Annotated in this window: 15 protein-coding genes; 10 read left to right on the plus strand and 5 right to left on the minus strand. The window is 55.3% G+C overall.

Annotated elements, in window-relative coordinates; genetic code table 11:
* Positions 1 to 132: 132 nt before the first annotated feature.
* Both CEE69_RS04035 and CEE69_RS04040 read left to right on the plus strand, forming a co-directional pair.
* Positions 133 to 3,384 carry a protein kinase domain-containing protein gene (locus tag CEE69_RS04035; protein WP_099259447.1) on the plus strand — a complete coding sequence of 1,084 codons (3,252 nt, stop codon included), beginning with the start codon at positions 133 to 135 and terminating at the stop codon, positions 3,382 to 3,384.
* Between the two features lie 67 nt (positions 3,385 to 3,451).
* Entirely contained in the window at positions 3,452 to 6,682 is a 3,231-nt protein-coding gene (locus CEE69_RS04040) for a serine/threonine-protein kinase (RefSeq protein ID WP_099259448.1), read from the plus strand.
* Between the two features lie 278 nt (positions 6,683 to 6,960).
* On the opposite strand, the gene CEE69_RS04045 is transcribed toward CEE69_RS04040, so the two are convergent.
* Positions 6,961 to 8,262, minus strand: a complete 1,302-nt coding sequence (locus tag CEE69_RS04045) for an IS701 family transposase (RefSeq protein WP_099259449.1) — start codon at positions 8,260 to 8,262, stop codon at positions 6,961 to 6,963.
* A 239-nt stretch (positions 8,263 to 8,501) separates the two neighbouring features.
* Between CEE69_RS04045 and CEE69_RS04050 the strand changes: the two genes are divergently transcribed.
* Positions 8,502 to 11,741, plus strand: a complete 3,240-nt coding sequence (locus CEE69_RS04050; protein WP_099259708.1) for a serine/threonine-protein kinase — start codon at positions 8,502 to 8,504, stop codon at positions 11,739 to 11,741.
* A 142-nt stretch (positions 11,742 to 11,883) separates the two neighbouring features.
* Here CEE69_RS04050 and CEE69_RS04055 read toward each other — a convergent pair whose 3' ends face one another.
* Positions 11,884 to 14,091 carry an AAA domain-containing protein gene (locus CEE69_RS04055; protein WP_099259450.1) on the minus strand — a complete coding sequence of 736 codons (2,208 nt, stop codon included), beginning with the start codon at positions 14,089 to 14,091 and terminating at the stop codon, positions 11,884 to 11,886.
* Between the two features lie 75 nt (positions 14,092 to 14,166).
* Between CEE69_RS04055 and CEE69_RS04060 the strand changes: the two genes are divergently transcribed.
* Entirely contained in the window at positions 14,167 to 14,448 is a 282-nt protein-coding gene (locus CEE69_RS04060) for a DUF1294 domain-containing protein (RefSeq protein WP_233214622.1), read from the plus strand.
* A gap of 23 nt (positions 14,449 to 14,471) precedes the next feature.
* Here CEE69_RS04060 and CEE69_RS04065 read toward each other — a convergent pair whose 3' ends face one another.
* Positions 14,472 to 15,122, minus strand: coding sequence for a hypothetical protein (locus CEE69_RS04065; RefSeq protein ID WP_099259451.1), 651 nt, complete (start codon positions 15,120 to 15,122; stop codon positions 14,472 to 14,474).
* A 105-nt stretch (positions 15,123 to 15,227) separates the two neighbouring features.
* Here CEE69_RS04065 and aroB point away from each other — a divergent pair, with 105 nt between their 5' ends.
* The 6 genes from aroB (at position 15,228) to CEE69_RS04095 (ending at position 22,063) form a co-directional block, all read left to right on the plus strand.
* Positions 15,228 to 16,388 (plus strand): 3-dehydroquinate synthase, encoded by a 1,161-nt coding sequence (aroB, locus tag CEE69_RS04070; protein WP_099259709.1) that lies wholly within the window; start codon positions 15,228 to 15,230, stop codon positions 16,386 to 16,388.
* 106 nt (positions 16,389 to 16,494) lie between these two features.
* Positions 16,495 to 17,049 carry a transcription termination/antitermination protein NusG gene (gene nusG / locus CEE69_RS04075; protein WP_099259452.1) on the plus strand — a complete coding sequence of 185 codons (555 nt, stop codon included), beginning with the start codon at positions 16,495 to 16,497 and terminating at the stop codon, positions 17,047 to 17,049.
* Between the two features lie 341 nt (positions 17,050 to 17,390).
* On the plus strand, positions 17,391 to 19,400 hold the full coding sequence (locus CEE69_RS04080) for an FAD-dependent oxidoreductase (protein ID WP_099259710.1): 2,010 nt from the start codon (positions 17,391 to 17,393) through the stop codon (positions 19,398 to 19,400).
* Position 19,401: 1 nt separating this feature from the next.
* Positions 19,402 to 20,790, plus strand: coding sequence for a cytochrome c3 family protein (locus CEE69_RS04085; RefSeq protein WP_099259453.1), 1,389 nt, complete (start codon positions 19,402 to 19,404; stop codon positions 20,788 to 20,790).
* A gap of 111 nt (positions 20,791 to 20,901) precedes the next feature.
* Complete coding sequence (locus tag CEE69_RS04090; RefSeq protein ID WP_008652879.1) at positions 20,902 to 21,525, plus strand: Tll0287-like domain-containing protein; 624 nt, start codon at positions 20,902 to 20,904, stop codon at positions 21,523 to 21,525.
* 121 nt (positions 21,526 to 21,646) lie between these two features.
* Positions 21,647 to 22,063: a globin family protein gene (locus CEE69_RS04095; RefSeq protein WP_099259454.1), complete on the plus strand. Its 417-nt coding sequence runs from the start codon at positions 21,647 to 21,649 to the stop codon at positions 22,061 to 22,063.
* Between the two features lie 187 nt (positions 22,064 to 22,250).
* On the opposite strand, the gene CEE69_RS04100 is transcribed toward CEE69_RS04095, so the two are convergent.
* Positions 22,251 to 24,323 carry a hypothetical protein gene (locus CEE69_RS04100; RefSeq protein WP_099259455.1) on the minus strand — a complete coding sequence of 691 codons (2,073 nt, stop codon included), beginning with the start codon at positions 24,321 to 24,323 and terminating at the stop codon, positions 22,251 to 22,253.
* Between the two features lie 138 nt (positions 24,324 to 24,461).
* Positions 24,462 to 26,429, minus strand: coding sequence for a WD40 repeat domain-containing protein (locus CEE69_RS04105; protein WP_099259456.1), 1,968 nt, complete (start codon positions 26,427 to 26,429; stop codon positions 24,462 to 24,464).
* Positions 26,430 to 26,461 lie beyond the last annotated feature (32 nt).

The following is a 26,461-nucleotide window of genomic DNA, read 5'->3' on the forward strand; positions in this document are numbered from 1 at the left end:
TAACATTGGGCACATGATAGACGTGCAACTAGCTTTCTCACCGAAAGCCGGCGACACGGACTAGGATGCAGGGCAACGTTTGATACGATTTTCGTTGCTCCTCTTTCGAATCTTCATTCGGCTCCCAATTTCGTGCCACGCCCCACCGAAGATCCAACTGAAGTTCGCACTTCGACTTCCGGCGAGATCGTTGCCAAACACATTGGCGACTACCAGATCGTCCGCACGCTTGGCACGGGCGGGATGGGCGAAGTTTATCTGGCAAAGCATACCGAGACGCAACAAACCGTCGCCCTCAAAGTGCTGCGGCACCACGTCGCCGACCAGCCTCGTTTTCGCCGGCGATTCCAACGTGAGGCGGAGTTGATCCAAGCGTTGAAGCACGACCACATCGTGCCGTTGTTGGATACCGGCGAGGACGCGGGTCTGCCATTCTTGACGATGCGTTTGGTCGACGGGCAAACGCTTGCAGATCTGATCCTTGAGCAACGAGGGATCGATACCGCTGAGCGTTCGGGAGTCGACTCGCAAACCGACACCGCGATCATGTCACAAGCTCTCGCGGCGACCGATGACAGTGCGAACTCGTTTGAATTCATCGCCAAGGCGATCGCGGACATCGCTGACGCGTTGCACTTTGCCCACTCGAACAAGATCATTCACCGCGACATCAAACCGTCCAACTTGATGCTCGACCGCAATGGGAAGTTGTGGCTGACTGACTTTGGATTGGCGTTCTTGGAAGATGACAAAACCGCCCTGACGATGACGGGTGACTTGGTTGGAACACCCGCCTACATGAGCCCCGAACAGACGATCGGGTCTCACTCCGAAGTGACGCGTCGATCGGACGTCTACAGTTTGGGAGCGACGCTGTACGAATGGGCGACGCTTCATCGTCCGTTCAGCGGCAATCGTGAACAGGTTCTGGTGAACGTTGCAAACGGAAGTCTGGCAACGCCTCGCAGTCTTCGCAACGATCTACCGCTCGCCCTCGAAGCCGTTATCTGCAAGGCGATGTCACGGTCGCCCGATGGTCGCTACCCAACCGCCGCCGCGTTTGCGGAGGACCTTCGCCGGTTCGCTGCTGGCAAGCCAGTCCACGCGAAAATGCCGGGCTGGCCGGAACGCTTGTTCCGGTGGAGCCAGCAAAATCCGTTGGTCGCCTTGGCATCGTTCCTCGGTGTGGTCACGACCGTTGTTGCCGTCTTGGCAATGCAAGCGATCTACTCGGGGCAATTGGTTCGCATCAACGAGCAGTTGGAAAAGAGCAATGACGATCTGATCGTCTCGAACCTGCAGTTAGAAGCTCGCGAAGCGCAACTGAGCAATCAGCTTTTTATCTCTGATATGTCACTCGCCTTCAAAGCCTACGCAGGGAACAACCTCTACACGACGAAGCAGTTGCTGGACAAGCATGGATCTCAAACCAATCCCTATGGTGCTCGAAGATTTGCATTCGAGTTGCTGGACTATCTCGCGGAGCCGCCGTCTTCGACCGTGCTGACCCAGCACAGTTCTCCTGCCACCGGACTGGCTGTATCCGAAGATGGCAAGCTTGTCGTTTCGGTTTCGGAGGGAGGCGAGGTGCATGTGGTGGACCTCGAGTCACGCGAATTGCTTGCTCAGTACCAGTTGCTTGGGCGTCTCAATTCCGTCTCGCTCAGTCCCGATAATCAGTTTTTTTTGACCGGCCTGAATGATTCCATTGGGTTCAGCCCGATCAAGCTGCATCGCGTCGACAATGGCGAAGAGGTTCTGGGTTTGCTCGGCCACTGGCACTCGATTGAGTCGACCGCGATATCGCCAGATGGAAAGTTGATCGCGACAGCGGACCGCTATCGACAGATCCAGATTCACGATGTTGAAGGCAATTTAATTGAATCTCTCGATGCGGGAACGCGGAACGAGTCATTGGATTTCATCGGTGACGGCCATCGTTTGGTCTATGTCAACGATTCGAAACCAGATCGCGAAATAAGAGTTCGAGATTTGGATTCCAAAGAAGAAGTCACTCTCCCGATCGATGTGATGGCGGCTCAATTTGCGATGTCGAAACCGGATCCTGAATCGGGCCAGTTCCGAACCGTTGCACAGGGATACGGTTCTCTTTCCGTCTGTGATTTCGATCAACCACAGCCGTTTGTTCAGATGGATCTGTTTGATGCGACGTTCCGATGTGTGGCAATCAGCGATGACGGAGAACTGGTCTACTCGGGAACCGACGAAGGGTCTGTCTACATTTGGCGTTTGAAAGACCGGGACTTCTACAACCAATTGTTTCGTCCGCTCTTGGTGCCGGCCGCGAATGGTCGGATCTATGACATCGAGGTTTTACCGGAAGATACCGAAACACCTTGCTTTGTGACGTCTTCTGAAGATGGCAATGTCACTTTGTGGGACACGCAAGAGAAGATGCCAATTCGTCCGGCTCACCCGAAGGCAGCTTATCCGAGCACTCCCACGAAACAGATCGCGTCGGCACACTATGGATCGTCCGATGTTTTTCTTAGGCTCAATGGCGGCGTGGTGGCTCACTACAATCCAAAAGAGAGCCACTGTGAGTTATCTGTGATCGCTCTCCACGGCACAAAAATCAGTGACTATATCGCGGCGACGAAGGATGCCTCGGTCGTTGCGGTGTCGTCTGGGACCGAGCTGAATCTTTACGATGTTGAATCGAAAAAACTCATCAAGAATATTCCCGAGCATTACTCGGAGAAGCAATGTCGCGGCCTTCATTTCTTGGGGAAACGATTGTATGTCCTCTATACCGAAGAGGTGCTGGTCTACGAATTGCCGGACTACTCCTTAGCCGGTATTATCCAGCTTCCGATTGACAATGCGGTTTACATGACGCGGATTCCGTTCGAAGACGCTTTGATGGTCGTCACCGAGCGAGCGCTGTGCAAAGTGGAAGGAATGTCAGCCAGTTTCTACGAGAAGGCTGGGTCCGCTGCGGAGTATTTCAAACGTGTCGTTTTTGATTCTCGCGGAGACCAGATGGCAATCATCCGGAAGAACCGTCTCGTCGAAGTTCGAACGTTCCCAGAAGGCGAAACCGTTGCCGTATTGCGAGGGCATCTCAAGCAACCGAGCGATTGTTTGTTCATGGACGACGACATGACGGTCGCGACCACGAGCGAAGAAGGAATCGTTCGGTTTTGGGACATCGAAAGCGAACGCGAATTTGGATCGCTTGCGACCGGAAAAAGCCAGGACAACTACCTGCACTACTTTGAAGAAGCCGACATGTTGATGGCAACTTCTGCGGCGGGGCCAATGGAGCTTTGGGTGACCGATCGCGGTGCTGATTGGTTGGCTTCCGAATCGCGTGATAGTTCCAACGCACTGATGGCATCGACAGCCGACGAGACGAAATAGCACGGTCTGTGCTCGTCAACGCTTTTCAACACTCCTCGCGATCTCGACAAAGACGGTTCAACACGAAGTGGATCTCCAATCTGACAATCCTAAGGATGCGGTCGCGACGGAAGTCGGTGAAATGAACCTGCCTCCGCAGCACATTGGCAAGTACCAAGTCATCCGGACGCTGGGTGCCGGTGGGATGGGCGAGGTGTATTTGGCCGAGGACACGACGTCGGGGCAACGTGTCGCGCTGAAGTTGCTGCAGCATCAGGCGTCCAAGAAGCCACGGATGCGTCGTCGCTTCGAACGTGAATCAAATGTGATTCAGGACTTGCAGCACGACCACATCGTTCCGCTGCTTGACGCCGGAGTCGAACAGGGGATGCAGTACCTGGTGATGCGGTACATCGACGGCCAAACCTTGGCCGAGCGAATTGCGGTCCCTCAAGGTTGTGGTCAGACCGCATCGTTATCGATCGGGAACAGCCAGGATACGACAGCGGCGAGTGCGGGCGATCCACTGCACGAGGATCATCCTGATTCGTTTGAGTTTATCGCCACTTCGATCGCGAACATCGCCGATGCGTTGCAGGTCGCTCACGACGAACGAGTCATCCACCGCGACATCAAACCCGCCAACTTAATTTTCGATCAAGACGAGAAAATCTGGTTGGCTGATTTCGGCCTCGCGTTCACGGAAGATGACCGCACCGCGCTGACAATGACCGGCGACGTGCTGGGAACTCCGGCGTACATGAGTCCCGAGCAAACGCTTGGCTCGCAGACCGACGTCACACGACGTTCGGATGTATACAGCTTGGGTGCGACGCTCTACGAATGGGCCACGTTGCAACGTCCCTTCAGTGGCAATCGGGAACAGATCCTGGTCAACATCGCGAACGGGAGTGTTGCCACGCCTCGAAGCCTCCGGGCGGAGCTGCCACCGGCACTCGAAGCCATCATTTGCACGGCGATGTCGCGATCCCCCGAGGCTCGTTATCCGACGGCTGCCGCGTTCTCGGACGACCTTCGGCGGTTTGCCGCTGGTCAACCTGTTCGAGCCAAAATGCCAGGCTGGACGGAGAAATTGGCGCGTTGGCGACGACGCAACCCGATGGTGGCGCTCGCGTCGTTGATCGGAGTTATCACTACGATCATGGCGGTTTTGGGAATGCAGGCGATGCACTCGGATCAGCTGACGCGAGTCAATGCACAGCTTGCCGAGAGCAACGATGAGCTGATCAAAACCAACCTGGAACTTGAATCACGTGAAGCTCAGCTGAGCAAACAGTTGTACGTGTCCGACATGTCGCTGGCGTTCCAGGCTTACAAAGGAAACAATCTCCGGACGACCAAGCAATTGCTCGATAAGCATCGACTCGAATCGGAGGAAGCGACGCCGCAACGGTTCGCGTATCGATGCCTGGATTACTTGGTCACGCCGCCTCCTTCGGTCTTGCTCACGCAACACAATGGCCCGGCAACAGAAGTGGCGATTTCAAATGACGGGAAGATCGCCATTTCGGTCAGTCACGACGGCGAGGTTCACGTCATTGACTTGGCGACGAAGCAGCGAACGCATCAGTACAAGCTCCCCGGACGACTCGATGCGATCGCGATCAGCCCTGACAACCAGCATTTCCTGACAGGTCTCAATGGTGACGTCGGATTCAATGGCATCACCGTCCGCGAAATTGCCACCGGGAAAGAGACTTTGGAACTGCTGGGCCACTGGCATAACGTTGAGTCCGCTGCGTTCTCTTCCGACGGAGAGATGTTTGCGACGGCGGGCCGCTACCGCAACGTCCAAGTCCACGATCGAGAAGGAAGAGTCGTCAAGACATTTTACGGTGGCTCACGGAACGAGTCAGTGCAATTCGCGGGTGATGGTCACCTCATTGCCTATGTGAAAGAAGTGGACTCAAAGCGACGATTGAGTCTCCTGGATCTCGACTCTGGGAAAGAGATTGAAGCACCGGTCAATGACGAAACCACACACTTTTCAACAGTTGATTTGGGCGATGGCATCTTCCGAATGTTCTCGTACGGAGCGAAGGACTTCAAGATTGCTGATTCCACGAATACTGAATACTTTGCGAAAGCATTTGCGATGGACACGCCCGTACGCTGCGTTGGAATTGCTGCCAATGGAGAGGACTTGTTCAATGGCACGGACGATGGAACTGTGTATGCATGGACGCTGACGAACCGTGCAGAGGACGGGTTTTTGCAGGCTCCTTTGGTGTTTCAAGCGTCCAAAGGCCAAGTCAGCAGCCTTCAGGCGTTGCCAGATCCAGCCGATTCCGCCCGGATAGTCACAGCAGGCGAAGACGGCTCGGTTCGGCTTTGGGACCTCAAGGACAAATTGCCCGTTCGTCCCAACCCGCGGGGACGCACGTTCCCGTCCGCACACGTCACCAATATCTATTCTCCCGACGACAACCCGTTTGATGTCTTTGTCAAACTCAGCGACAACACGGTCTGGCACTACGACCCCAGACGTGACCTGCATCAGATGCAGCCAATCGAGAGCGAGCTGAAGGAATGGGGGACCAGACTTGCGAGCAACGCCGATGCTTCAATGCTTGTTGTGACATCCGAAGTCGAGGTGGAGGTGCGTGACTTGCAAGCGAAAAAACTCCTCGCCAAAATCGTGCCCCCGCATCGAGGCGAACCAATCAACGACGCAAAGTTTGTGGATGGCAAATTGTGCGTGCTGCTGCCGAAGCTTCTGTTGGTCTATGACGTGGAAAACTTCGAGCTGATCGAAACCCATGAACTTCCAAGTGACAACTTCGCTTTCTTGTACGACATTCCAAACCGTGATGCCTTGATGCTGAGTTCGTCGAGTATGCTTAGCATCTATGAAGATTCGAGCGTTTCAATTTTTGAGGCCACTGCGTCAACGGCGGTGCGATATTCGCACGTGAGCTTTGATTCAACCGCGAAGCAAATCGCGATCGTCTTTGACGACCGATTGGTCGAGATCCGAAGCTTCCCTGAGAACGAGACGACCGCAGTTCTACGAGGGCATTCCAGGCCGATTGGTGATTGCATTTTTTTAGACCGTGGTCGAACGGTCGCCACCACCGGGGATGAAGGCGTGGTTCGATTCTGGGACCTCGCCAGCGAACGCGAGCTGGGGGCTCTTCCAACTGGCGAGCACTATCAAAATCAGCTTCACTACATCGAAGACGCAGACATGCTGATGCTGACCTCGATTAAGCGGCCCACGGAGATGTTGATGACCAAAAATTCTCGCGAGAAGTTGGCTCGGGCGATCAAGTCCGCCAATGCGGAACAGGTCGAGTGATCCCTCGTGGTCTGTCACGACTTATTCTTAGGGTAGTGGACGAGGCGACGAGTCCTGGACTGGCGTCAAATCCAAGGACTCGTCCACTACGATCAACCCTGGATTTTAGCTGTGACAGACCACTAGTACTACAGCGCTAAGTTTTCGCCCATCGACATCGTGTGATGGTGTCGGGATCGATTCCAAGCGTAGCGTATCTCTCGAGCTTACTTCGTGTGTGGCTGACGCGGGCCGCGGCATTGCGAGATTGATGGTAATTGATTCGCGAGGCGACCTGTTCAAGCAAGGTGCGACGACTCTCGCGAGGAAGCGACCAGCTGACAACGATCGCGTCGACCGCGTCGCGAATTTGCTGAATCGTCCACTCCGTATTTTTTTTCCCACGCCTGCTGACAGGTTTGCGACAAGAACAAGTAGCTCAGCGACGTGATGATCAGGTGACGCTTCAGTCCCAAGTAGCGACGTCCCTCGTAGCAGTCCAAGCCGACCTCCTGTTTCTGATCTTCGAAGCAACGCTCGACTCGCCAGCGTTGGAAAGCGAATTGCAGAAGCATCGCCATCGAAGTGAATTGGCTCGCGTTACTGACGAAGAATTTCAGTTCGCCATCAAGCACGTTTCTCGCCACCACCAACCACAGTGACATTCCCGGTAAGCCGTCGCTGCCTTTGAGTGTCACGCGAACCCGCTTGGCTTCCCAGATGATCGGACCTTTCTCGCCGTCTTTGACGCGGTATCGTTTCCAGCGTTTCGCTTTCATCGCTTCGCCGTGCCAGAACACCGTTTCGACACTTCGCGGCAAGCTTTCCCCACTCTTGATGCGGGGCGTCTTGCGACCTCGACCCCGGCCTCCCTTGCGGTAGGGCTGCTCGGTCACTTCAGGCGGCTTCTCCCAAACCGAAAATGTTCGCGGTACTTCGAGCACAAACTTCTGGTCACGACTAGCCAGGCCTTCCAAAAAGCCAGGTTTGCCGCCGTAGCCTTCATCGGCGGTCAGCCATGGAAACACGATCCCCTCGCCTTCGCTTCGGTCAAGCAATTCCAACGCGATCTGCCACTTGGGGCGATACACCATTTCGTCAGGGATGCCAGCGGCAGCACAACGCTGTCGATCGTTGCTCCAACTCTCAGGAAGAAACAATTCGCCATCGACCATACAGTGAAAGTCCTCGGTCGCCGCGGCGAGATGAACCGTGACGATGCAGTTCTCTTGCTTGCCAACTTTGCCGCACCATTGTCGCTGCACGCCGGGCGTCTTATCGCCTTTTTTGACGTCACTGGTTTCGTCGATGATCGCGACCGTGTTGGCGGTGACGTGCTCATCACGGACGATGTGAATTAGCCTCCTGCGAAGAGCGTCTTCGTTCCATCGATGTTGAGCGAGAAACTCTTGCAGAGTTCGCACTGGTGTGCCGGCTTGCAAGGCAATCGGCTCGACGCTTTTGGCATCCAGATCCGACAGCTGCCCACGAACGTAAGTAGTCAAATGGGCTCGAGTATCGCTCCGCCCAAAACAGTCGCCAAAGCGAGCCAGATAAGCGTCCAGCCGATCTTCAAGTTGCTCCAAATCATCGACGTCCATGCCTGAACCTCCGTGCGGCAAACCAAATCTCAAACCGCTATTCTCAACCAAAACACCGAACCGTTACAACTCCAGTTAGCGCTGTAGTACTAGGCGATGGTTTGAATCGTGAAATCTGCCAGCGAACAGACTCGATCGTCCTGCGGGGAATGTCGGCCCTAGCTATCATTGGGAGGCTACTGACCTGTGATTGCATGGAGTGCGATCACGTTCGGGGTGAACGTTCTCCACCAATGCCAATGCCGCTATCGAAGCCGACGGTTCTACACGACGTGAGTCTACCACCTGACAATCCGACCGAGGCTGCCGGCACAGAGGCGGGTGGCTTCAACGAGTCTCTTGAACACTTTGGCAATTACCGAGTCATCCGGACGCTGGGCACGGGCGGGATGGGCGAGGTGTACCTGGCCGAGGACGTCACCACGGGGCAGAAGGTGGCGCTCAAACTGCTGCAACATCGCGCGTCGAAACAGGCTCGTTTACGACGCCGGTTCGAACGCGAGTCCACGCTGATCCAGGATTTGCAGCATGACCACATCGTTCCGTTGCTGGATTCCGGAGTCGACGAGGGAACGCAATACCTCGTCATGCGTTACATCGACGGACAAACCCTGGCCGATCGAATTTCGCAAGAGTCCGGCAACGACGACACTCGAACGTGTTCGCCAGGACCAAGCAGCGAAACAGTCAACACAAGGATCAGCGTCGAAGCGGGAAGTGCGTCGAGCGACTCGTTTGAGTTCATCGCCGATTCGATCGCGAATGTGGCGGATGCGTTGCAAGTCGCTCACAACGATCGCGTGATTCACCGTGATGTCAAACCCTCGAACTTGATGTTCGACAGTGACGGCAAGATCTGGCTCACGGACTTTGGTTTGGCGTTCACCGAAGATGAGAACACCGCGCTGACGATGACCGGCGACGTGCTGGGGACTCCCGCTTACATGAGCCCCGAGCAGACTTCCGGTGCAACCGCGGCCACAACGCCTCAGTCGGACATCTACAGTTTGGGCGTCACGCTGTACGAATGGGCGACGCTTCAGCGAGCCTATTCGGGTTCCCGGGAACAAATCCTGAATCAAGTTACCCAAGGGGCTCACTCGCCCGCGGGTTCCGTGCGTCCGGAACTGCCTCGGCCTTTGCAAGCGATCATTGGCAAAGCAATGTCGCTCACGCCAGCGAACCGTTACGCCACCGCAGCAGAGTTCGCAAACGATCTCCGGCGGTTCGTAAGTCATGAACCTGTCACTGCGAAGATGCCGGGATGGAGCGAACGGTTGTTCCGTTGGAGCGAACGCAATCCGATGGTCGCCTTGGTGTCCTTGATCGGAATGGTGACGACCATCATCGCTGTGATTGCAACTATCTCGATTTACTCCGGTCGTTTGATGAGCATCAACACGGCTCTCGATGCCACCAACGAAGAACTTTCGCGAACCAACGTCGAACTTGCCACTAGCGAGGAAGAACTGCGGCAGTACTTGTACGTGGCGGACATGACGCTGGCCTATCAGGCCTATGCGTCACACAATTTTGTCGAAGCGAGAAAGTTGCTTCAGAAGTACAGCCCGAAGGAGAAGTCCAACCTCAATCGAATCGGCGAGGACGCGAAGCCGCATTTCGCTTGGCAATTGCTCGATCGCCTGACGACAGAACTGCCATCCGTTTTGCTGACGACGCACGAGGGCAAAGCGAATGAGGTAGCCGTTTCGGACGACGGGAAGCTGGCTCTTTCCGTCGGCGAAGAAGGGCAGTTGCATGTCATCGACCTGGAGACGCAGGAGGTTCTGCATCGCCATCAAGTCGGCAATCAACTCAATGCCGTCGCTCTCAGTCCCGACAATCAGCGTTTTGTGACGGGTCTGAATGGCAGCCTCGGTTACAACTTGGTCATGGTCGGTGACGTCCAAACTGGCGAGGTGGTGGAATCGATGGTCGGACACCAGAACACCATCGAGTCCGTGGCCTACTCGTCAAACGGCAAATACGTTGCCTCAGCAGAACGATATCGCAGCGTGCAGATTCATAGTGTCGATGGGGACCTGGTTGAACGCATTGAAGGTGGGAGTAGAAACGAGTGTCTTCAGTTTGTAGGTGACGGCGTGAGTGTCGCTTCGCTGAACGACCCGGACGAGGGTGAAAGACGAGTGTTCGTTTGGGACAAAGATTCGGAGAAGTCCTTTTCTCTGCCAATCATCGTGGCATCCTCTTCCTTTGCGTTTTCCAAACCGTTGCACGAAAGCGGTGAGTTGCGTTTGGTCACCTGCAATTCCGACAAGGTTCAGGTGGTTGATGGCAAAGAATGTGAATTGGTTGCGTATTTCGAAGATATCCCGGGCCGGATCCGCTGCGTCGATATCACGGATGACGGGCGTTATGTCTGCGCGGGTGTTGATGAAGGAATGATTCTCTTGTGGGATCTCTATCAGACAACCAATGGCAAGAGACTTATTCATACCAATGTGTTTCAGGCGAGCGAGAAGGGGATCTCGAGCGTCAAGTTTGTGGCTAGCGATCAAGGCGTTCCCCGAATCATCACATCGAGTTTGGATGGGACGGTGCGATTGTGGGACGCATCGGATCTCATTTGGAAGACGCCGGGCAGCGATCTTTTCGCGAGTGAGAAGTATCGACTGCACAATAGTTACACACCAAATCATGGCGATTCCAATGTGTATGTTCGATTCCGTGGTGGCGTTGTCGGGCACCACAACCATCAGTCCGGCGTCGACGACATGCGACACATCGGAAACTACCCTTGCGAATTTGGACTCGCGATCGCTCTCCATCCCGACGGCCGGCGGATGGCAATTGGCAGTTCAAATGGGGTTGTGATTGCGGATTCCATCACCGGCGAAGTTGAGACCACGATTGCCCCTCCTGAAGCAGAGAAAACCTGCCGAGGTCTACTTTTTATCGATGGTTTGTTGGTCACGCTTTTCAACGATCGTATGCTCCTCCATCGCGCCGACGACTTTTCCTTCGTGGACGAGTTTGATACGGGGGACGGGAATCTATTGGAGCTATGCCGAGTTCCCAATGAAGACGCCTTGATCGTGATGGGGGCAAGCCATCTCTACCGTTTCGCCGATCAGAAGTTATCGTTGTTGGAACGTGTGGATGAGTCCGAAGCTTATGCGGGAATTTGCTTTGATTCGAAGGGGAAGCAATTCTTGTCGTCACATCACAACCGCGTCATCCGAATTCGGTCTTATCCAGAGCTTGAGCCCATCGCGACTTTAAAAGGGCACCGTCACAATGCGATCGATCATTTGTTTTTGGATGACGACCAGACGGTCGTGACATCGATGGTTGACTCGACCATCCGGTTTTGGGATCTGAAAACCGAACGACAGTTCGGGAACGTGGGGCTTGGGAAACCTGCTTTTTTTAGCCTTCAATACATCAAAGAGAAGAACGCGATCTTCGCTGGCCATACGGATTCACCCGCCGTCGTATTGAGTGCATCGGCGGAATAGCCTTGGTGATTCACCGGGCGGCTTGCGCAGCCCTGTTAAGAGCTGTAGCACGATTCGTTTGGTGAAGTGCTCGTAACCGGGAGCTAACGCTCGGCGGCTGATTTAGTTCGTTGCGTGGTATTGTTGCGAGTGCTGCGGCGTATCAGTGTCCTTCCAGCGTGAACACGCTGTGGTAAGCACCAGCGTCTTCGAAGTAGCCAAACAGTTCGGAATAGAAATCGTGGCTGCAGAGCGTGGCGCTGTCTCCAACCACAATCAGTTTCCGTTTGGCTCGCGTGAGTGCCACGTTGCTGCGGCGTTGATCGGATAGGAATCCGATTTCGCCGTCGGGGTTGCTGCGAGTCATGGTGATCAGCACCACTTCTTTTTCACGGCCCTGGAATCCGTCGACGGTGTCGATTTCGATGCCGTCAAGATCCAACCGCATGCGGAGGTTGCGGACTTGCGCGGCATAGGGAGCGATGACTGCAATTTGATCGCCGGTGACTCCCATGTCGGCGAGTTGTTTGACGAGCTGCAGGATGACCTTGGCTTCCCCGTGGTTCAGTTTGCTTTGGCCGTCGGGTTCCAATTCTTCTTCGTAGCCCGCACCTGCGGTGTCAATCAACAGCAATGGTTCGGTCGTGAAATCGTTTTCCTCGACGTTGGGCAAATCGCACAGGCGATGCCGTTTGACGGAAGCGTCCGCGATCAGGGTGCCGTCGTAGAAATGATCGCTGCTGAATCGCATGATCGATTCGTTCATGCGGTACTGAACGGTGAGTCGGCGATAAATCCGTTCGCCGTAGCGATGCACGAGACGCTGCATCAACGAGTCTCGCATTCCGATCTTTGCGGCGTCGTCGGACAAGACCGTCGGAGGCAACTGGCAATGGTCGCCAGCCAAGATCAAACGATCGGCTCGCAGGATCGCTTGCCACATTCCAGGCTCGGTGCACTGGCACGATTCATCGACGACGACCAAATCAAACGATTGATCGCTGAGCAGCTCTTCGTCGATCGTGGTCGTCGTGCAGATCACATCAGCCCGGTCGATCACCGCACGCACGATGCTGCGTTCTTGGGAACGGATCATGCCGCGAAGTCGGCCGGCTTCGTTGAACAGTTCAGATCTTTGTTTGCGCTCTCGACCGCCGCTAGCGCGAATTGGACGGTTGGCTTCTCGCAGAATTTGATCGAGCTCTCGACGGAGGTCTTTGATCACCGTGCTGGTTGGGTCCGATTCAACCAGTGCGTCGAGCGTGTGCTCTTGTAGAGATTCGAAAACGCGAGCGGGGTGACCGACGCGAACCACGTTGGGCATCAAACGCACGAGGCGTTCTAGCAGGTTGTCGACGGCGGTGTTGCTGGCCGCACAAGCGAGGACTCGTTCGCCGCGCTCGACGGACTGAGCAATGATCTCGGCGATGGTGGTTGTTTTGCCAGTGCCGGGAGGACCGTGGATGATCGCGACGTCATCGGCCATCATTGCGAACGCGACCGCATCGCGCTGTGGCGGATTGAGTTCCGTTCGAAAGTCGATGTCATTCAGTTCGAATTGGAAGCTTTCCGGATCGATGTCATGCGTGTCGATCGGGTTGCCATCGACGCGAGGAGTTTTAACTCCCAGCAACACGTCGCGGAGTTTGCCTGAGCGACCGCGAATTTCTTGGGCTCGTGCCATGGCGGCGAGTTGGCGCAGGCGAGTCGTCTCGTCCGGTGACATGTCCAATCGGAACCGGTCGGAAGTGACAGCGGGACGCTGGCCGGATTTACCGTGTTTGCCAACACCACTCTTCTTCAGTTCGTCCTGATCGCGAATCGGGAACGTGTCGGTCGCGATTTGGATCGAATGATTTTTTCGACGGCTGACGACTCCTGCGATGCCTTCATCCGACGGATCGTCGTCCATCGACAGCACAACGGGCGAGCCAACCTTCAGCCGGTTCATGGGCAAGTCTTTCCCGCCGGGTTTGGCCAGGTCGAGCAGATAACGCCCGGCCAAACCGGTGTGGTAATCGACCATGTCGAGCCCCACGATCGCTTGGCCGGTGCTTTCCACATCTCGCTGAGACCGGATTTGACGGAGTTTGGCGAGGCGGGCTCGTTCGGCTTCGGCTTCCAAATCCAACCAAATCGCAAGCTGTTCGAAGTAGTCTTCTTGATCGAGCGGGCGATCGGTCGGCAGGCCCGCGGGATAGGGAACGTTCAGATTCGCCAACCCGCCAGCTTTCGATGAGTCGCCGTTGGATTTCTTGCCGCCGGAGAGGATTCCATCGCCGAAAGATCCGGCATCAGAATTTTTGAACGCGGTTTTGCCTTCTCTTTGGGACTTGGCTTTCGAGCGGGCTTTGCGCGAACGTGATGACATGCGAAGAACAATCGTTAGGAACGATCCCGCAGCTGGATGCGGCGGGAATGAAATACGCCTTCGGAGAAACGGTCCGTGACGCTCGCACTCATCATCGCCGCTGAAACATTTTTTGCCAGTGTGTTGACCGCGGTTTTGTATTGGATGGACAAACGAGCCGCTCGCGGAAACGCTCGTCGCATCCCAGAAAAGACGCTGCTGCTGGCCAGCGTGTTAGGCGGATGGCCCGGTGGATACCTCGCTGGGCAGAAGCTGAGGCACAAAACGTCCAAGGTCTCTTACCGGATCCAGTTCGCCATCGCCGCCGTTGTTCACGCGTTCGTCGTCGCCGCGGTTCTATGGTGGGGCCTGCGTTGAGCGGGCAACGAGGCGACGCCGGTTCATTCCGTCGTGGCGGCCTCTTCGTTTGCCGCATGATTTCGCTGGCTGTATCGCATTTCACTGACCTTCATCAGCAATCCCAATTGGTGACGAAGAGCCGGGCGAACTCGATCGGTCACCTTCACTCTTTGGGATCCGTCCGCTGGGCCGACCGTTCCGCTGATCAATTCCACATCGATCAAGGCCGGTGGAACTCGTTTGTAATGAGGGTCAGAGAACTCCAAACGAACCACCATCGGTTGCTCGTTCGCCTCACCAGCAAAATCTTCCGTGGCAGGAACGTCGGCCAAAGCCTCGACTGAAAAGTCCTCCACCGTCGCCCATTGGTAGTGGTTCTCTTCCAGCAATGCCTTGCGAAGGTGGCCCAGACCCGGGAAGGCGGTCAGTTCGACTTGTGAGAAATCGGCACCAGGTCCCGGAATCAGTTCGACGTGGTCGCCCAACTGGATCGCGGTGATCACGTCCGGGCCCCAAAACTTGGTCGTCTTCTCAAGTTTTGTCTTGCGGGCATAGATGCTGACCACGGCCGCAATCGCACCGACCACAAAGATCGCCACCAACGCCAAGACTTGGGTTCGCGTGACGACCACCCGCGGGTCGTTGTACTTGTCCGCGTGAGGATCCACTGCGGGCGACTCGTTTTCGTTCATCAAAAATCACAATCTGAAGTGACAAGAGTCCATTGATTGGACCGCGATTGGGTGGCCCATCGAGGCATGCCGCAAGAACAAGTCAACGGCTACACTATCCTAACCGTGCAATCAACTTTGCCCCAACCCATTGACCTCATGACCGAACCGATTGAATCAATCGAAGTCTCGCTTGGTGATCGCAGCTATCCCATTTGGATCAGCTCGGGACTGACCGAATCTGCTGAGCAGCCCTATTTCGCGAAACACTTTCAAACGGCCGTTGGCGACTGCACTCATGTGGTACTGATACACGATGCAGCGGTGGCAAATACGATCGCCAGCCGAGTGCAGCAACAACTCGAACAGGCCGACATCCGCATCACCAGTATCTCGATTCCATCGGGTGAAACGAGCAAGTCGGTTTCGCAGCTGGAGTCGATTTGGAACACGATGCTGGAGTCGGGGACAGATCGTCGCAGCGTGGTTGTTGCGGTCGGGGGCGGAGTCGTTGGCGACTTGGCCGGGTTTGCCGCCGCCTCGTTCACTCGCGGATTGAGGTTCGTGCAAGTTCCCACGACACTGCTATCGATGGTCGACAGCAGCGTTGGTGGCAAGACGGGAATCAATCTGCCCGGCGGCAAAAACATGGTCGGCAGTTTTTGGCAGCCTCAAATGGTTTGGATTGACACCCAGTCGCTCTCCACGTTGCCGGATCGCGATTTCATCAGCGGGATGGCGGAAGTTATCAAGTACGGCGTGATCGAGGACGCGGAGTTCTTCACTTGGTTGCAAACCAGCGCCTCGCGAATGATCGACAAAGATCCCGAGACGTTGCGTTACGCGATCAGAAAGAGCTGCGAATCGAAGGCTCGCGTGGTCGCGGAAGACGAGCGTGAAACATCCGGCCGCCGAGCCATTTTGAACTACGGGCACACGTTTGCTCATGCGATCGAAGCCACCGCGGGCTACGGAGTGTGTTTGCACGGCGAAGCGGTCTCGATCGGAATGCAGATGGCCGCTCATTTGGCCATCGACATGGAACTCTGCGGCCCATCTTTGCTAGAAGAACAAACGGCCGTGTTGTCCGCTGCGAAATTGCCGCTGGCATGGAAGGATGCCGATCCCGAACTGATGCTGCCGGTCATGTCTCGTGACAAAAAAGTTTCACACGGCAAGTTGCGGTTTGTTCTTCCCGACAAGATCGGACACGTGGCGATGGTCGGCGACGTCCCCACGGACAAAGTCGTCTCGGCAATCAACGCTTGTCGCGAAGAATCCAACTGAGACTCTGGTTGGATCATTCACCACACGAGCATTCAAAAACAGTTGATCGGCAACGATCGAAGACTCACCTCGGTTCATCTCTGACTCCACGGACGCTGTCACCTCGATGCCCATTCTGCCTTTCGAACCCGATTGCTACCCAGACGACTTGATCGACCAAGAGGAATCGCTCGATTCGCCTTGGTGGTTGCTGTACACGAAATCTCGCCAAGAGAAAGCGGTGATTCGGAAACTGCGTGAAGCTGGTGTTCCGCACTACGCGCCAATGATCAAGCAACGATTTCGATCGCCCGCCGGGCGCATGCGTGAGTCGTTCGTGCCGTTGTTTTCGACGTACGTTTTTTTGCGTGGCGACGATCAGGCACGTTACGAAGCGATCTGCACCGGATCGGTGTTGAAGGCCTCTGAAATTATGCAGGTACCCGACCTGATCGAGGACCTGCAGCAGATCCGCAGCCTGATCGTGATGGGTGTGCCGCTGACGATCGAGAGCAAACTGCAACCCGGAGAAAACGTTCGCGTGAAGAACGGGACTTTCGCGAATTACGAGGGCACCGTGATTCGCCGCGAAAATGAAACTCGTTTGTTGGTCTTTGTTCGGTTCATGGAACAAGGCGTCAGCGTGAAACTGGAAGACTGCCAGCTCGAGAAAATTGACTGATCGAGTGTTCCCACCGTGTTCGCTTAAACCGCGGGCACCGTTGCCTGCTGACTAAGCAACAACCTGCCTGACTTTTCAACGGCAGAATCGGCACCGCCGTCTTACGCGTAAGATGCGCCCTCACCCATCGCCTCGAAAGATGCCGGAATGATGCATCTTTTGAGGAATGAACGCCCTTAGACGGTCGCTTGGGGAAGACGGCATGGTCTGGCATGTGTCGGCGAGTCCTTTGGAATGGTGTGTGCTTGGGAACGTAAAACATCACCCCGCTCGAATCATTCGTTCCAGAAGAGTGCCACGTGAATCGCTTCCATTCGCGTGAGCACGCAATTGGCCAGCCCATGCAAAGTGCCCCTCAGATCGCCGATCCACCTCGCGCCGATGTCGCATCGGCGGAGAGATTGGTCGTCGTCGGGGGTGGAATGGCGGCTCACGGTTTTTGCAAGCGAATCATCGAAAGCAGCCAGCGGTCTCGGTTTGCGATTTCCGTCTTTGGCGAAGAACCTCGCCCGGCCTATGACCGAGTGAACCTGTCGTCGCTGTTGGCGGGACGGCCCGAGTCTGAATTGTTGCTCTCGCCGAGGCAGTGGTACCAGCAGAACAAGATCGAGCTTCACACGGGACGGCGAATCACGCGAATCGATTTGGAGCGTCAGCTGGTTCACGATGACCATGGCATCGCGGAGCCGTACGACCATTTGGTGCTGGCCACAGGTTCGTATCCATGGGTACCGCCGATTTCAGGTGCGGAAAGCCCAGGAGTGTTTGTCTATCGCACGATCGATGACTTGGAGGCGATTCAGCAATACGTTTGTCAACACGATGCCAAGACTTCGGCTGTGATTGGCGGTGGACTGCTGGGATTGGAGGCCGCGAAAGTCATCACGGATCTCGGTTTGGCAACGACAATTTTGGAAGTTGCCCCTGGTCTGATGCCGCGGCAGCTTGATGCCCAAGCCGCGAAAGTTTTGCGTGAGAAGGTCGAATCGCTAGGCGTCGAAGTGCACGTCACTCGTCGCACGAAAGGGATCGTGCCGCGGGATGGCAAGCTGACGTTGGAATTCGAGAACGCGGATCCGGCTGAAGTCGACATTGTCTTGGTCGCCGCGGGGATTCGACCTCGAGATGAACTGGCTCGAGAAGCCGGGTTGGAACTCGGTCCGCGAGGTGGCATCGCGGTGAACCGGAGTTTGCAAACGAGCGACCCAAACGTGTTCGCGATTGGCGAGTGCGCCGCGGTGGATGGACAAATCCATGGTTTGGTGGCTCCGTGCTATCGCATGGCGGATGTGTTGGCAGCACGCTTGTCGGGCGAGCAAACCGAATTCGTCGACGATGAAGAACCCGTTGAACTGAAGCTTCTCGGCGTTCCCGTCATCACTCTCGGCAAAGCAATCGGTGAATCGACCTCGGGTGTCGTGGTCACTCATGCCGGCAAGGATGGCTACCGCAAACTGATTTTGGAACAGGGACGCTTGGTCGGTGCGGCTTCGGTTGGTGAGTGGGACGATGTGAATCTGATCCGAATGTCAGTCGCCCAGCACAAGCGTTTGTGGCCGACCCAGCGTGTGCGGTTTTTGCGGACGGGAACACCCTTCGCCGGTGGATCTGGATTGCCAATTCATCAGTGGCCGGGTTGCGCGACCGTTTGTTCTTGCATGGGTGTGACGCGAGAGAGACTTGGGGTGGCCATCGCTGAAGGGCATGTCACGGTACCGGAGTTGTCGGCGGCAACCGGAGCGGGCACCGCCTGCGGAACCTGCCGAAACATGCTTTGCGAATTGGTGGGTGAGGGTCCCGAACCGGTCAACGTCCGTGGCAGCCGAGTTCTGTTGACGACCTCGGTTGTCGCTGCGTGCTTGGGTGTCGCTTTGTTCCTGCTGCCGCCGATACCGTTTGCCACCAGCGTTCAAGATGCATGGCGCAAGATCGATCTGTTTTGGCGAGACGGATTCATCAAACAAGTCACCGGATTCTCGTTGTTGTTTCTGATGTTGGCGGCGCTCGTCTTTTCGCTACGAAAACGAGTCAAGCGAATCAGCTTTGGCGACTATGGGTGGTGGCGAGCAGCTCACGCTTTGATCGGCACCGCGATGTTGTTTGGATTGATCGTTCACACCGGCGTCCGAATGGGCAGCAACTTGAACTTCGCTCTCAGCCTGACGTTCCTGTTGCTGGCTCTGGTTGGTGGTTTGGCCGGAGTGGCTTCGTCGCTGGAATCCAAGCTGTCAGGTGATTCCGCCATGTTGATGCGAGCTTGGCGGCCCAAGTTGACTTGGATTCACATCGCCCTGTTTGTTCCACTGCCAGCATTGTTGGCCGGTCACGTCTTCAGCGTGTATTGGTACTGATATGACAGGAGCCAAACAGCTGTGGTTGAGTTTGATCGGCGTGAATGTGCTGGTGATTGGTGGCATTGCCTATTCAGCTCTGGCACCAGGTGCATCGACGAAAGCGATGTTGTTGCCAGGCAAGACATCGCACGGACACTACCAAATTGAGATGCGATGTGACCTTTGTCACACCGAAGGCAGCGGACTTCGCGAAGACGCGTGCACCAGTTGCCATGCCGAAGAACTGCGACTGGCCAAAGACACGCATCCGGCCAGCAAATTCAATGATCCCACCAATGCGGAATTGTTGTCCGTGCTGGATGCCAAGAACTGCGTCACCTGTCACCGAGAACATGTCGAGGAGCAAACGCTGGACATGGGGCTGACGATGCCAGCGGACTATTGTTTTCACTGCCACCAGGAGACTCTAGAAACTCGCCCCAGCCACGCGGATTTCAAGTTTGATTCCTGTGCGACGGCTGGCTGTCACAACTACCACGACAACCGGGCTCTGTACGAGAACTTTTTGCTCAAACACGCCGACGAAGACGCGTTCTTGGAAGAGATGGTTGGGTTGAAGCGTTCGCCCTTGTCCGCTGTGACGGACGAAGCTCTGTCAAGAGCGGACGCCGACGGGCTCGCTGAGTTGTCCATGACAGACTCACTAGGTGACGTCACGCTCTTGAACGATTGGGCGGCCACCGCACACGCATCAGCTGGTGTGAACTGCAGCGGTTGCCATTTGGAACTGTCCGAAGACAAAGCCGTTGAATCAACGACGTTGGACGGAACCTGGAATCGCGATGTTTCCGTTCAAACGTGCGGTCGTTGTCACGAGGGGCAGATGGAAACGTTTTTCGAGGGGCACCACGGAATGCGTTTGGCTGCGGGTTTGTCGCCGATGACTCCGCGAGACGCTCGTCTTTCAATGCACGTCGATGCCTCGCACCGTGAGCTTGATTGCAACGCCTGCCATTCCGGTCACCGCTTCGACACCGAGTTTGCATCGGTCGATGCTTGTTTGACATGCCACAACGACACGCACAGCCAGGCGTTTCTGGCGACCAGCCACTATGCCGCTTGGCAGAACGAGACTGCCGGGACGGCACCAGCGGGAAGTGGTGTTTCATGTGCGACCTGTCATATGCCGCGGATGGAAGATGACGACGGCAATGTTTGGGTCAATCACAACCAGAATGACAACCTTCGACCCAACGAAAAAATGATTCGCGATGTCTGCATGCAGTGTCACGGACTTGGTTTTTCGATCGATGCATTGGCCGACCCGCAACTGATCGAAAACTGTTTCGCCGAGACCCCTGCGGTGCACGTTGAAAGCATTGACCTCGTGAAAGCGAGATTCGAAGAAAGACAACGTAAGAAGGAGGCTCGTTCGAAGAAGAAGTGACTCATGCAATCGATTCGTCAACTGGTGATCTTTGTCACCGGATATCCCGCGACGTTCTACTCAGCCGTTTCGTTCGGCTTTTCCAAGGCACGCCCAACCCTAGGACCTTTTATGTTTTCCAGATTCACACCCAACACGTTCCTTTTCAGTCTGCTTTGTCTGTTAGTTGCAACCTCCACCGGATGTGGCGGTGGTGCAAACGCTTCGGCAACACCTTCGGAGCCATCTGAACCCGGCATCCCGTACAAGAAATTTGCCGATGCCGTTCACGCCGTGATGATGGCCGACCGAACCGTCTACGCATCCAAAGTTGTCACGCGACTGAAAAAGCAAGAGGCCCCAGTCGAACCCAGCGAGTACTGGGAAGACGAAGAACACACGATCCCGCTTCCGGCGCAAATGTTCCGAATGGGATCCGAGTTGGTGTTCGACAATCCGGAAGCCGGATTCACGTACGCGTTGAAAAGCAAATGGCCTCTCAATGAACAGAACAAACCAAAGAGTGATCTCGAAATCACGGCTTTGGATTTCATCGCTGAGAACCCGACCGAAAACTTTTACGGCGAAGAAGAGCTCGGTGGTGAGAAGTATTTCGTCGCCGCGTATGCCGACAAAGCTGTCGCGGAAGCGTGTTGGAGCTGCCACAACGATCACCCCAACCGCGGGGATGATTACCCCGAGTTCGTCAAAGACGACGTCATGGGTGGCGTCATTGTTCGAGTGCCCATGAAGTGAATCAAGGCAGTTCGGTTCAGTTTGGATTTCATCTGCTGAACCCTGAAGACACAGAGGATCATTTCATGGGAACACGATTCCCACTTTCATTCAAATCATCGATTCAAAGAGGACACACAGCATGACTCCAGAACAAGTGACTCTCGTCAAAGACAGTTGGGAAAAGGTCAAACCCATCTCAGAGCAAGCCGCCGATCTGTTTTACGGCCGGCTGTTCACGCTCGACCCAAGTCTGCGTTCACTCTTCAAAGGCGACATGAGCGAACAAGGCAAAAAACTGATGAGCACGATTTCATTGGCGGTCGCGTCGCTCGATCGACTGGAAACAATTCTGCCGACCGTTCAGGCTTTGGGACGCAAGCACGCGGTCGAATACGAGGTGCCCGAGTCCAGCTACGCGACGGTGGGTGAAGCCCTGATTTGGACACTCGGTCAAGGTCTTGGGGATGACTTCACCGACGATGTCAAAGAAGCATGGGTGCTCACCTACACAACACTTTCTGAAGCAATGTTGAGCGGCACCCAAGCCGCGGCATGAGGACTCTGGTTTCTCGCTGAGATTCAACGAGGCCGCGTTGCTTGGTAACGCGGGACCTCGCGGTAGGGTCGAACGCGGGATGCGGACTTTAGATCTCTACCAATCCTGTATCCGGCAGGGGAAGCCTTCGAAGCGTTCACCCACTTGGTTCGGAAACCCGAGTCTGAACCCAGGCGAAACGTCTCGGTCAACGGGTGAGAACGATCGTGAACTGGTATTGATCAGAACCGGTGGAGACGTCGTTCAAGTTGACGATGACTTGCCCATCTTTGTTGCGTTCCAACGCGACCAAGCCTCGGCCTTTTGTCTTCTCCAGCTGTGGCATTTGCAGAGACGTCTCGACCGGCATGAATCGAGTGACGCCACTATTTTGATAGTAAGGCACATCGGCTGGGATCCACGGCACGTCGTTCAGCTTGACGTCGGATGGGACCGATCCGTAGTGATGGATCCAGCGAATGCCTTCGGAGGTGATTTCCATTCGAGCGGCACCGTCCAGCTCCAGTTCGATGGTCAGCGATGTTTTGGGAAGGTCGAGCGTCGAGATCTGTGACTGAATTTGTTCACGTTCGGATCCCGGTCTTCGCGGGAGTGCTGCCAGATACCAATGGCGAGCCCTTTTCTTCGCGCCGATGGCCTCCGTCCCTGTGAGATTTTCAGATGTGGCTTGCCAGGCCTCCGCTAATTCAAGTTGCGTCTCTGAATTCTCGGGCGAAGCGAGGTCCTTTTTTGCAAGTGATTGAAAAGAGGGATCGGCGCCATCAGCGATTAGCGGAAGTCCTTTCTGCCAGTCCCCACACGTGAGTGCGAAGAACTTTCCCACCCGCGTCTTGGGATCGTCCGCAGAAGACTCCAGCTCACTCTTGATCGACGCCTCGGACTGAGCAATCGGTTGCAGTTCATCCAAGCGATTGGCGAGCAATCGCGAAAGATTCTGAGGGGCTGCATTTGCGACGGCTGATTTTGCGAGGGATAGCATCTTCGTTGCGTTGACGTATTGATGTCGCTTTGCAGACTGGTTTGCCCAGGCAAGTGTGATCTCAACTATGTCCTGAATGTTGTTCGTATCGCTCTTGTCGTTGGACGCCAATTCCTCCGCGACCTTCAATAATCTCAAACGGGCGTGGTGAAGATCGAACTGATATTCGTTTGACAAATCCGACAGCACTGCGGCTGCTCTAGCAAACTGTTCTCCTTTGGCGAATTGCTGGCAGGCGACCCGAAGAAAGACATAGCGTTCGACCAGATTAGTGGAGGCCGTCGCTTCGTCGACGATCTTTTGCGCGAGCGACTGATGTTGTTTGGGTGTTCTCGAACTAGCGACCTCCGTGGCGAACAACGCTTGGAATCTGGCCTGAGCTTCTTGAAGGTCATTGCGGGTGAGGTTTGGCCCTCGCGTTGAGTTTTTAGTTGGCAGCATGGATTCGGGCACGACCACCTTCTCATGGATCTGGTTCGCATTGGTTGGCGCACCCAAAGCGATCCAGTTCACAACGATGGGAACGAGCCACATGCCGCCGGATTGTGGTTCAATCGGAGAGTAAGAAACGCGTCCACGCTTGTAGGCAACCGTTACCAAGGCGGGTGAGTCGGGATCGTGTTCAGCTTTTCGATTGTCTGGGTCGCCTGATTTCCCTCGCTTCAACATGACAGCGGATTCGCGGTCCTCTGCGACGATCACGTTGCCAAAGGAGTGCACCAACGGGGGCGATGGGATGGTGGATTCATATCCTTTGAACAAAACCTCTGTTCTGCCGGGAACTTGTTCGAAGTAGTCGTTGTGATAGTGAGTGGTTTGAATGCCGAACGTTTGTAGTTGTTCGGAATTGCGTCCGTTGTAGGACCCAAAGAAGAACAGATGGCCGCCCCGGGCAACGAAACTTTCGAGTGTTTGAAACACCTCGGCGGTTCTGGTTTTGTCTTTGTGCCAGCCCAGGAAATCAATCGCATTGCTGCCAATGATAATGGCATGCTCACTTGAGCAATCGAGCGGCAAGGACTCCAAAGTCGAAATGGATTTGAAAGGAAGATTTTGCTCATCGCAGATTGTTTTTGCCTTGTCTGCTTCCGCTTGCCCTTGGCCCGCAACGTAGAGCAGTGTTTGGTTCTGCGACCGGTATTGCAAACGCAACTGAGGCTTGGGCTCCTGCTCGGCCGCGAAGACGCTGGACCTGGAGAATCCAAAAATCGAGAGGCCAGGGACGGAAGTGATGCATGTGAGAACGAGACAGGCGGCGATGAGATCGATTCGGATCGGCATGAGGTGCATCCAAGGCTTGGATCAAATGGTGCGATTTTATGGTGCGATTTTATGGTGCGATTTTATGGTGCGATTTTATGGTGCGATTTTATGGTGCGGCGAGGGGCGACCGAGATGGAGCTCGGGGCGACGTTGCGATCAGTCCTGCGATGCGTCCCAAATGCGGACGCTGCCATCGTCGCTGGCGGAGAGGATTTTGCTGCCGTCGGGTGTGAACGTGACATCGTGGACATTCATGCGATGTCCATGCAGTGTTTTAAGAACGTACTGCCCCTCGATGTCGCACAGGATGACTTCTCCAGGTTTCGTGGGAACGCTGGCCGACCATGTGCCGGCGGCCAATTGTCTGCCATCGGGGGAGATTTCAATGGAGGTGATGAATTCCGCTGACAGTTCGATTTCACCGAGTTTGGAGAAGTCCTCCGCATTCCAAAGTTCGATTTTGTTTCCCGCACCGGCGGCCGCCAGAAGCTTGCCATCGGAAGACCAGTCAACGCTGTGGATTCGCGGTGTGTTGGTCGTAAATGTGTGAACGAGTTGGCGTGTTTCCGTGCTCCACATGCGAAGCGATTGGTCGCAACCGGCGAAGATCCGGTCGCCGTTTGGTGATAGGGCCAACGTGGATGTGCCGTTGGGAAGGGCGTCTTTCCATTCGTGCGGAATTGGTGCGTCCTCGATAAGCCAAAACTTGATGTTTCCACCGCTGTCCGACATGGCAACCACCTTTCCATCTTCCGTCGTCGTTAGGCTTTGGATGTAGCCATCGCTTTGTCCAATGGTGGCGAAATCCAACGTTTCTGGATCACCGCGGAGGATCGTGGTGCGACCGCGAATTTGCATCCCGATGTCAATTGAATCACCTACGGGTTGATCCGAGACGAAACTCAGGTTCTCTGGCCAGACCGGGGTGCGATAGGATTCGTTGCCCGTTTCGGTGTCGTAGGCGATGATCTCCGTCGCTTTGCGATTGCGATTGAAGGCAATGAATCGCTGTCCTTCATCCAGCAAACTTACTTTGGTAATCCTTTTTGGGCCTAGCTCGGCAACGAGTAGCGAGTCCCCGAGGGAGTCGGTGTCGAAAGCCCATCGCACGGTTCGTTCATGGCTCGCAAAGTCTGGCCATGTACCGGTAATCCAGCGGCCCTCCAATCGTTCGATCATCGCCCGCGCTGTTTCGCGATCGCCGGCGAGGTGGGCGAAGTATGCAATTCCTCCCAAACGCATCGGTGAATCAGGAACTTGTTCAAGCCATTGAAGGACTCCACGTTTCATCCGAGGCCATTGAAAGCCGTCTTCCGAGAAATGCGTCGCGTCTTTGGAGTTGAAAGTATTCCAAGCAACCATGGCGTAGGGATAATCACCTGTTTGCGATGCCATTTCGTCCGACCAATTTTCTGCGAACGCAAGCAAGTCTCCTTCCTCGCCGTACCAACGCGGTTGCAAGTATTGGCACATGGCACCGATCGGAGGCTGAAGCCATGGATCAATTTCGGCGGACTCATTGAGGTATCGTTGCATGGTTTCCCGATCGGCACCGGTCAGTCTCGCAACTCGCATGCGGTACAGAGGAATTCCGGCATCAGCGATGTCTCCGTCAGTCGCGTAGGCTTCGGCTTGGTCCAGTGCTGCTTCCGCCTGTTCGAGAGCTTCGTGCATGGGCGCCAGCCTCGATGGCGGGATGGTGGAAGCGAACCCTCCTCCACGATGTCGAAAGGCGAGCGTCAACATGCAGTCTGCCATCGCAACGTAGGCACCAACCGATGGCTCAGACGAGATCCAAGCATTCAGGACTTGTTTTCGATCGTTGACCGAAACAACTGTTTGGCGTGTTGTTCGGATTGGCGATCCTAGATGCTCGTAAATGGCGGTGAGGAGCGGAGTGCCATTGATGGAATATGGGTTTTGTTCTCGCGTCTTGTCGATGAGTTGGTTCAGCTCAACGTATTCGCGATTCATCAGATGTGAATTGACCTCGGCGAGAAGTTCTTCAATGTCCGAGTCGAATTCGTGTTGCGCATTCACCGGACTGGGGTGATTGCAAACGATGGCCAGCAACAGCCAACTGAAGGCTGTCAGGTGGAACGGCTTGATGCGAGCAGACTTCATTCAAGGAGTACCAGTCCGGAGGCTTGGAAATG

Source organism: Rhodopirellula bahusiensis (assembly GCF_002727185.1).
Taxonomy (GTDB): Bacteria; Planctomycetota; Planctomycetia; order Pirellulales; family Pirellulaceae; genus Rhodopirellula; species Rhodopirellula bahusiensis.

Bases quoted from the DNA above. Each gene is read 5' to 3' on its own strand.
- CEE69_RS04105 (WP_099259456.1), bottom strand. From the start codon at position 26,429: ATGAAGTCTGCTCGCATCAAGCCGTTCCACCTGACAGCCTTCAGTTGG.
- CEE69_RS04045 (WP_099259449.1), bottom strand. From the start codon at position 8,262: ATGGACGTCGATGATTTGGAGCAACTTGAAGATCGGCTGGACGCTTAT.
- CEE69_RS04080 (WP_099259710.1), top strand. From the start codon at position 17,391: ATGCAAAGTGCCCCTCAGATCGCCGATCCACCTCGCGCCGATGTCGCA.
- CEE69_RS04100 (WP_099259455.1), bottom strand. From the start codon at position 24,323: ATGCCGATCCGAATCGATCTCATCGCCGCCTGTCTCGTTCTCACATGC.
- nusG (WP_099259452.1), top strand. From the start codon at position 16,495: ATGCCCATTCTGCCTTTCGAACCCGATTGCTACCCAGACGACTTGATC.
- CEE69_RS04055 (WP_099259450.1), bottom strand. From the start codon at position 14,091: ATGTCATCACGTTCGCGCAAAGCCCGCTCGAAAGCCAAGTCCCAAAGA.
- CEE69_RS04050 (WP_099259708.1), top strand. From the start codon at position 8,502: ATGCCGCTATCGAAGCCGACGGTTCTACACGACGTGAGTCTACCACCT.
- CEE69_RS04065 (WP_099259451.1), bottom strand. From the start codon at position 15,122: ATGAACGAAAACGAGTCGCCCGCAGTGGATCCTCACGCGGACAAGTAC.
- CEE69_RS04095 (WP_099259454.1), top strand. From the start codon at position 21,647: ATGACTCCAGAACAAGTGACTCTCGTCAAAGACAGTTGGGAAAAGGTC.
- CEE69_RS04090 (WP_008652879.1), top strand. From the start codon at position 20,902: ATGTTTTCCAGATTCACACCCAACACGTTCCTTTTCAGTCTGCTTTGT.
- CEE69_RS04085 (WP_099259453.1), top strand. From the start codon at position 19,402: ATGACAGGAGCCAAACAGCTGTGGTTGAGTTTGATCGGCGTGAATGTG.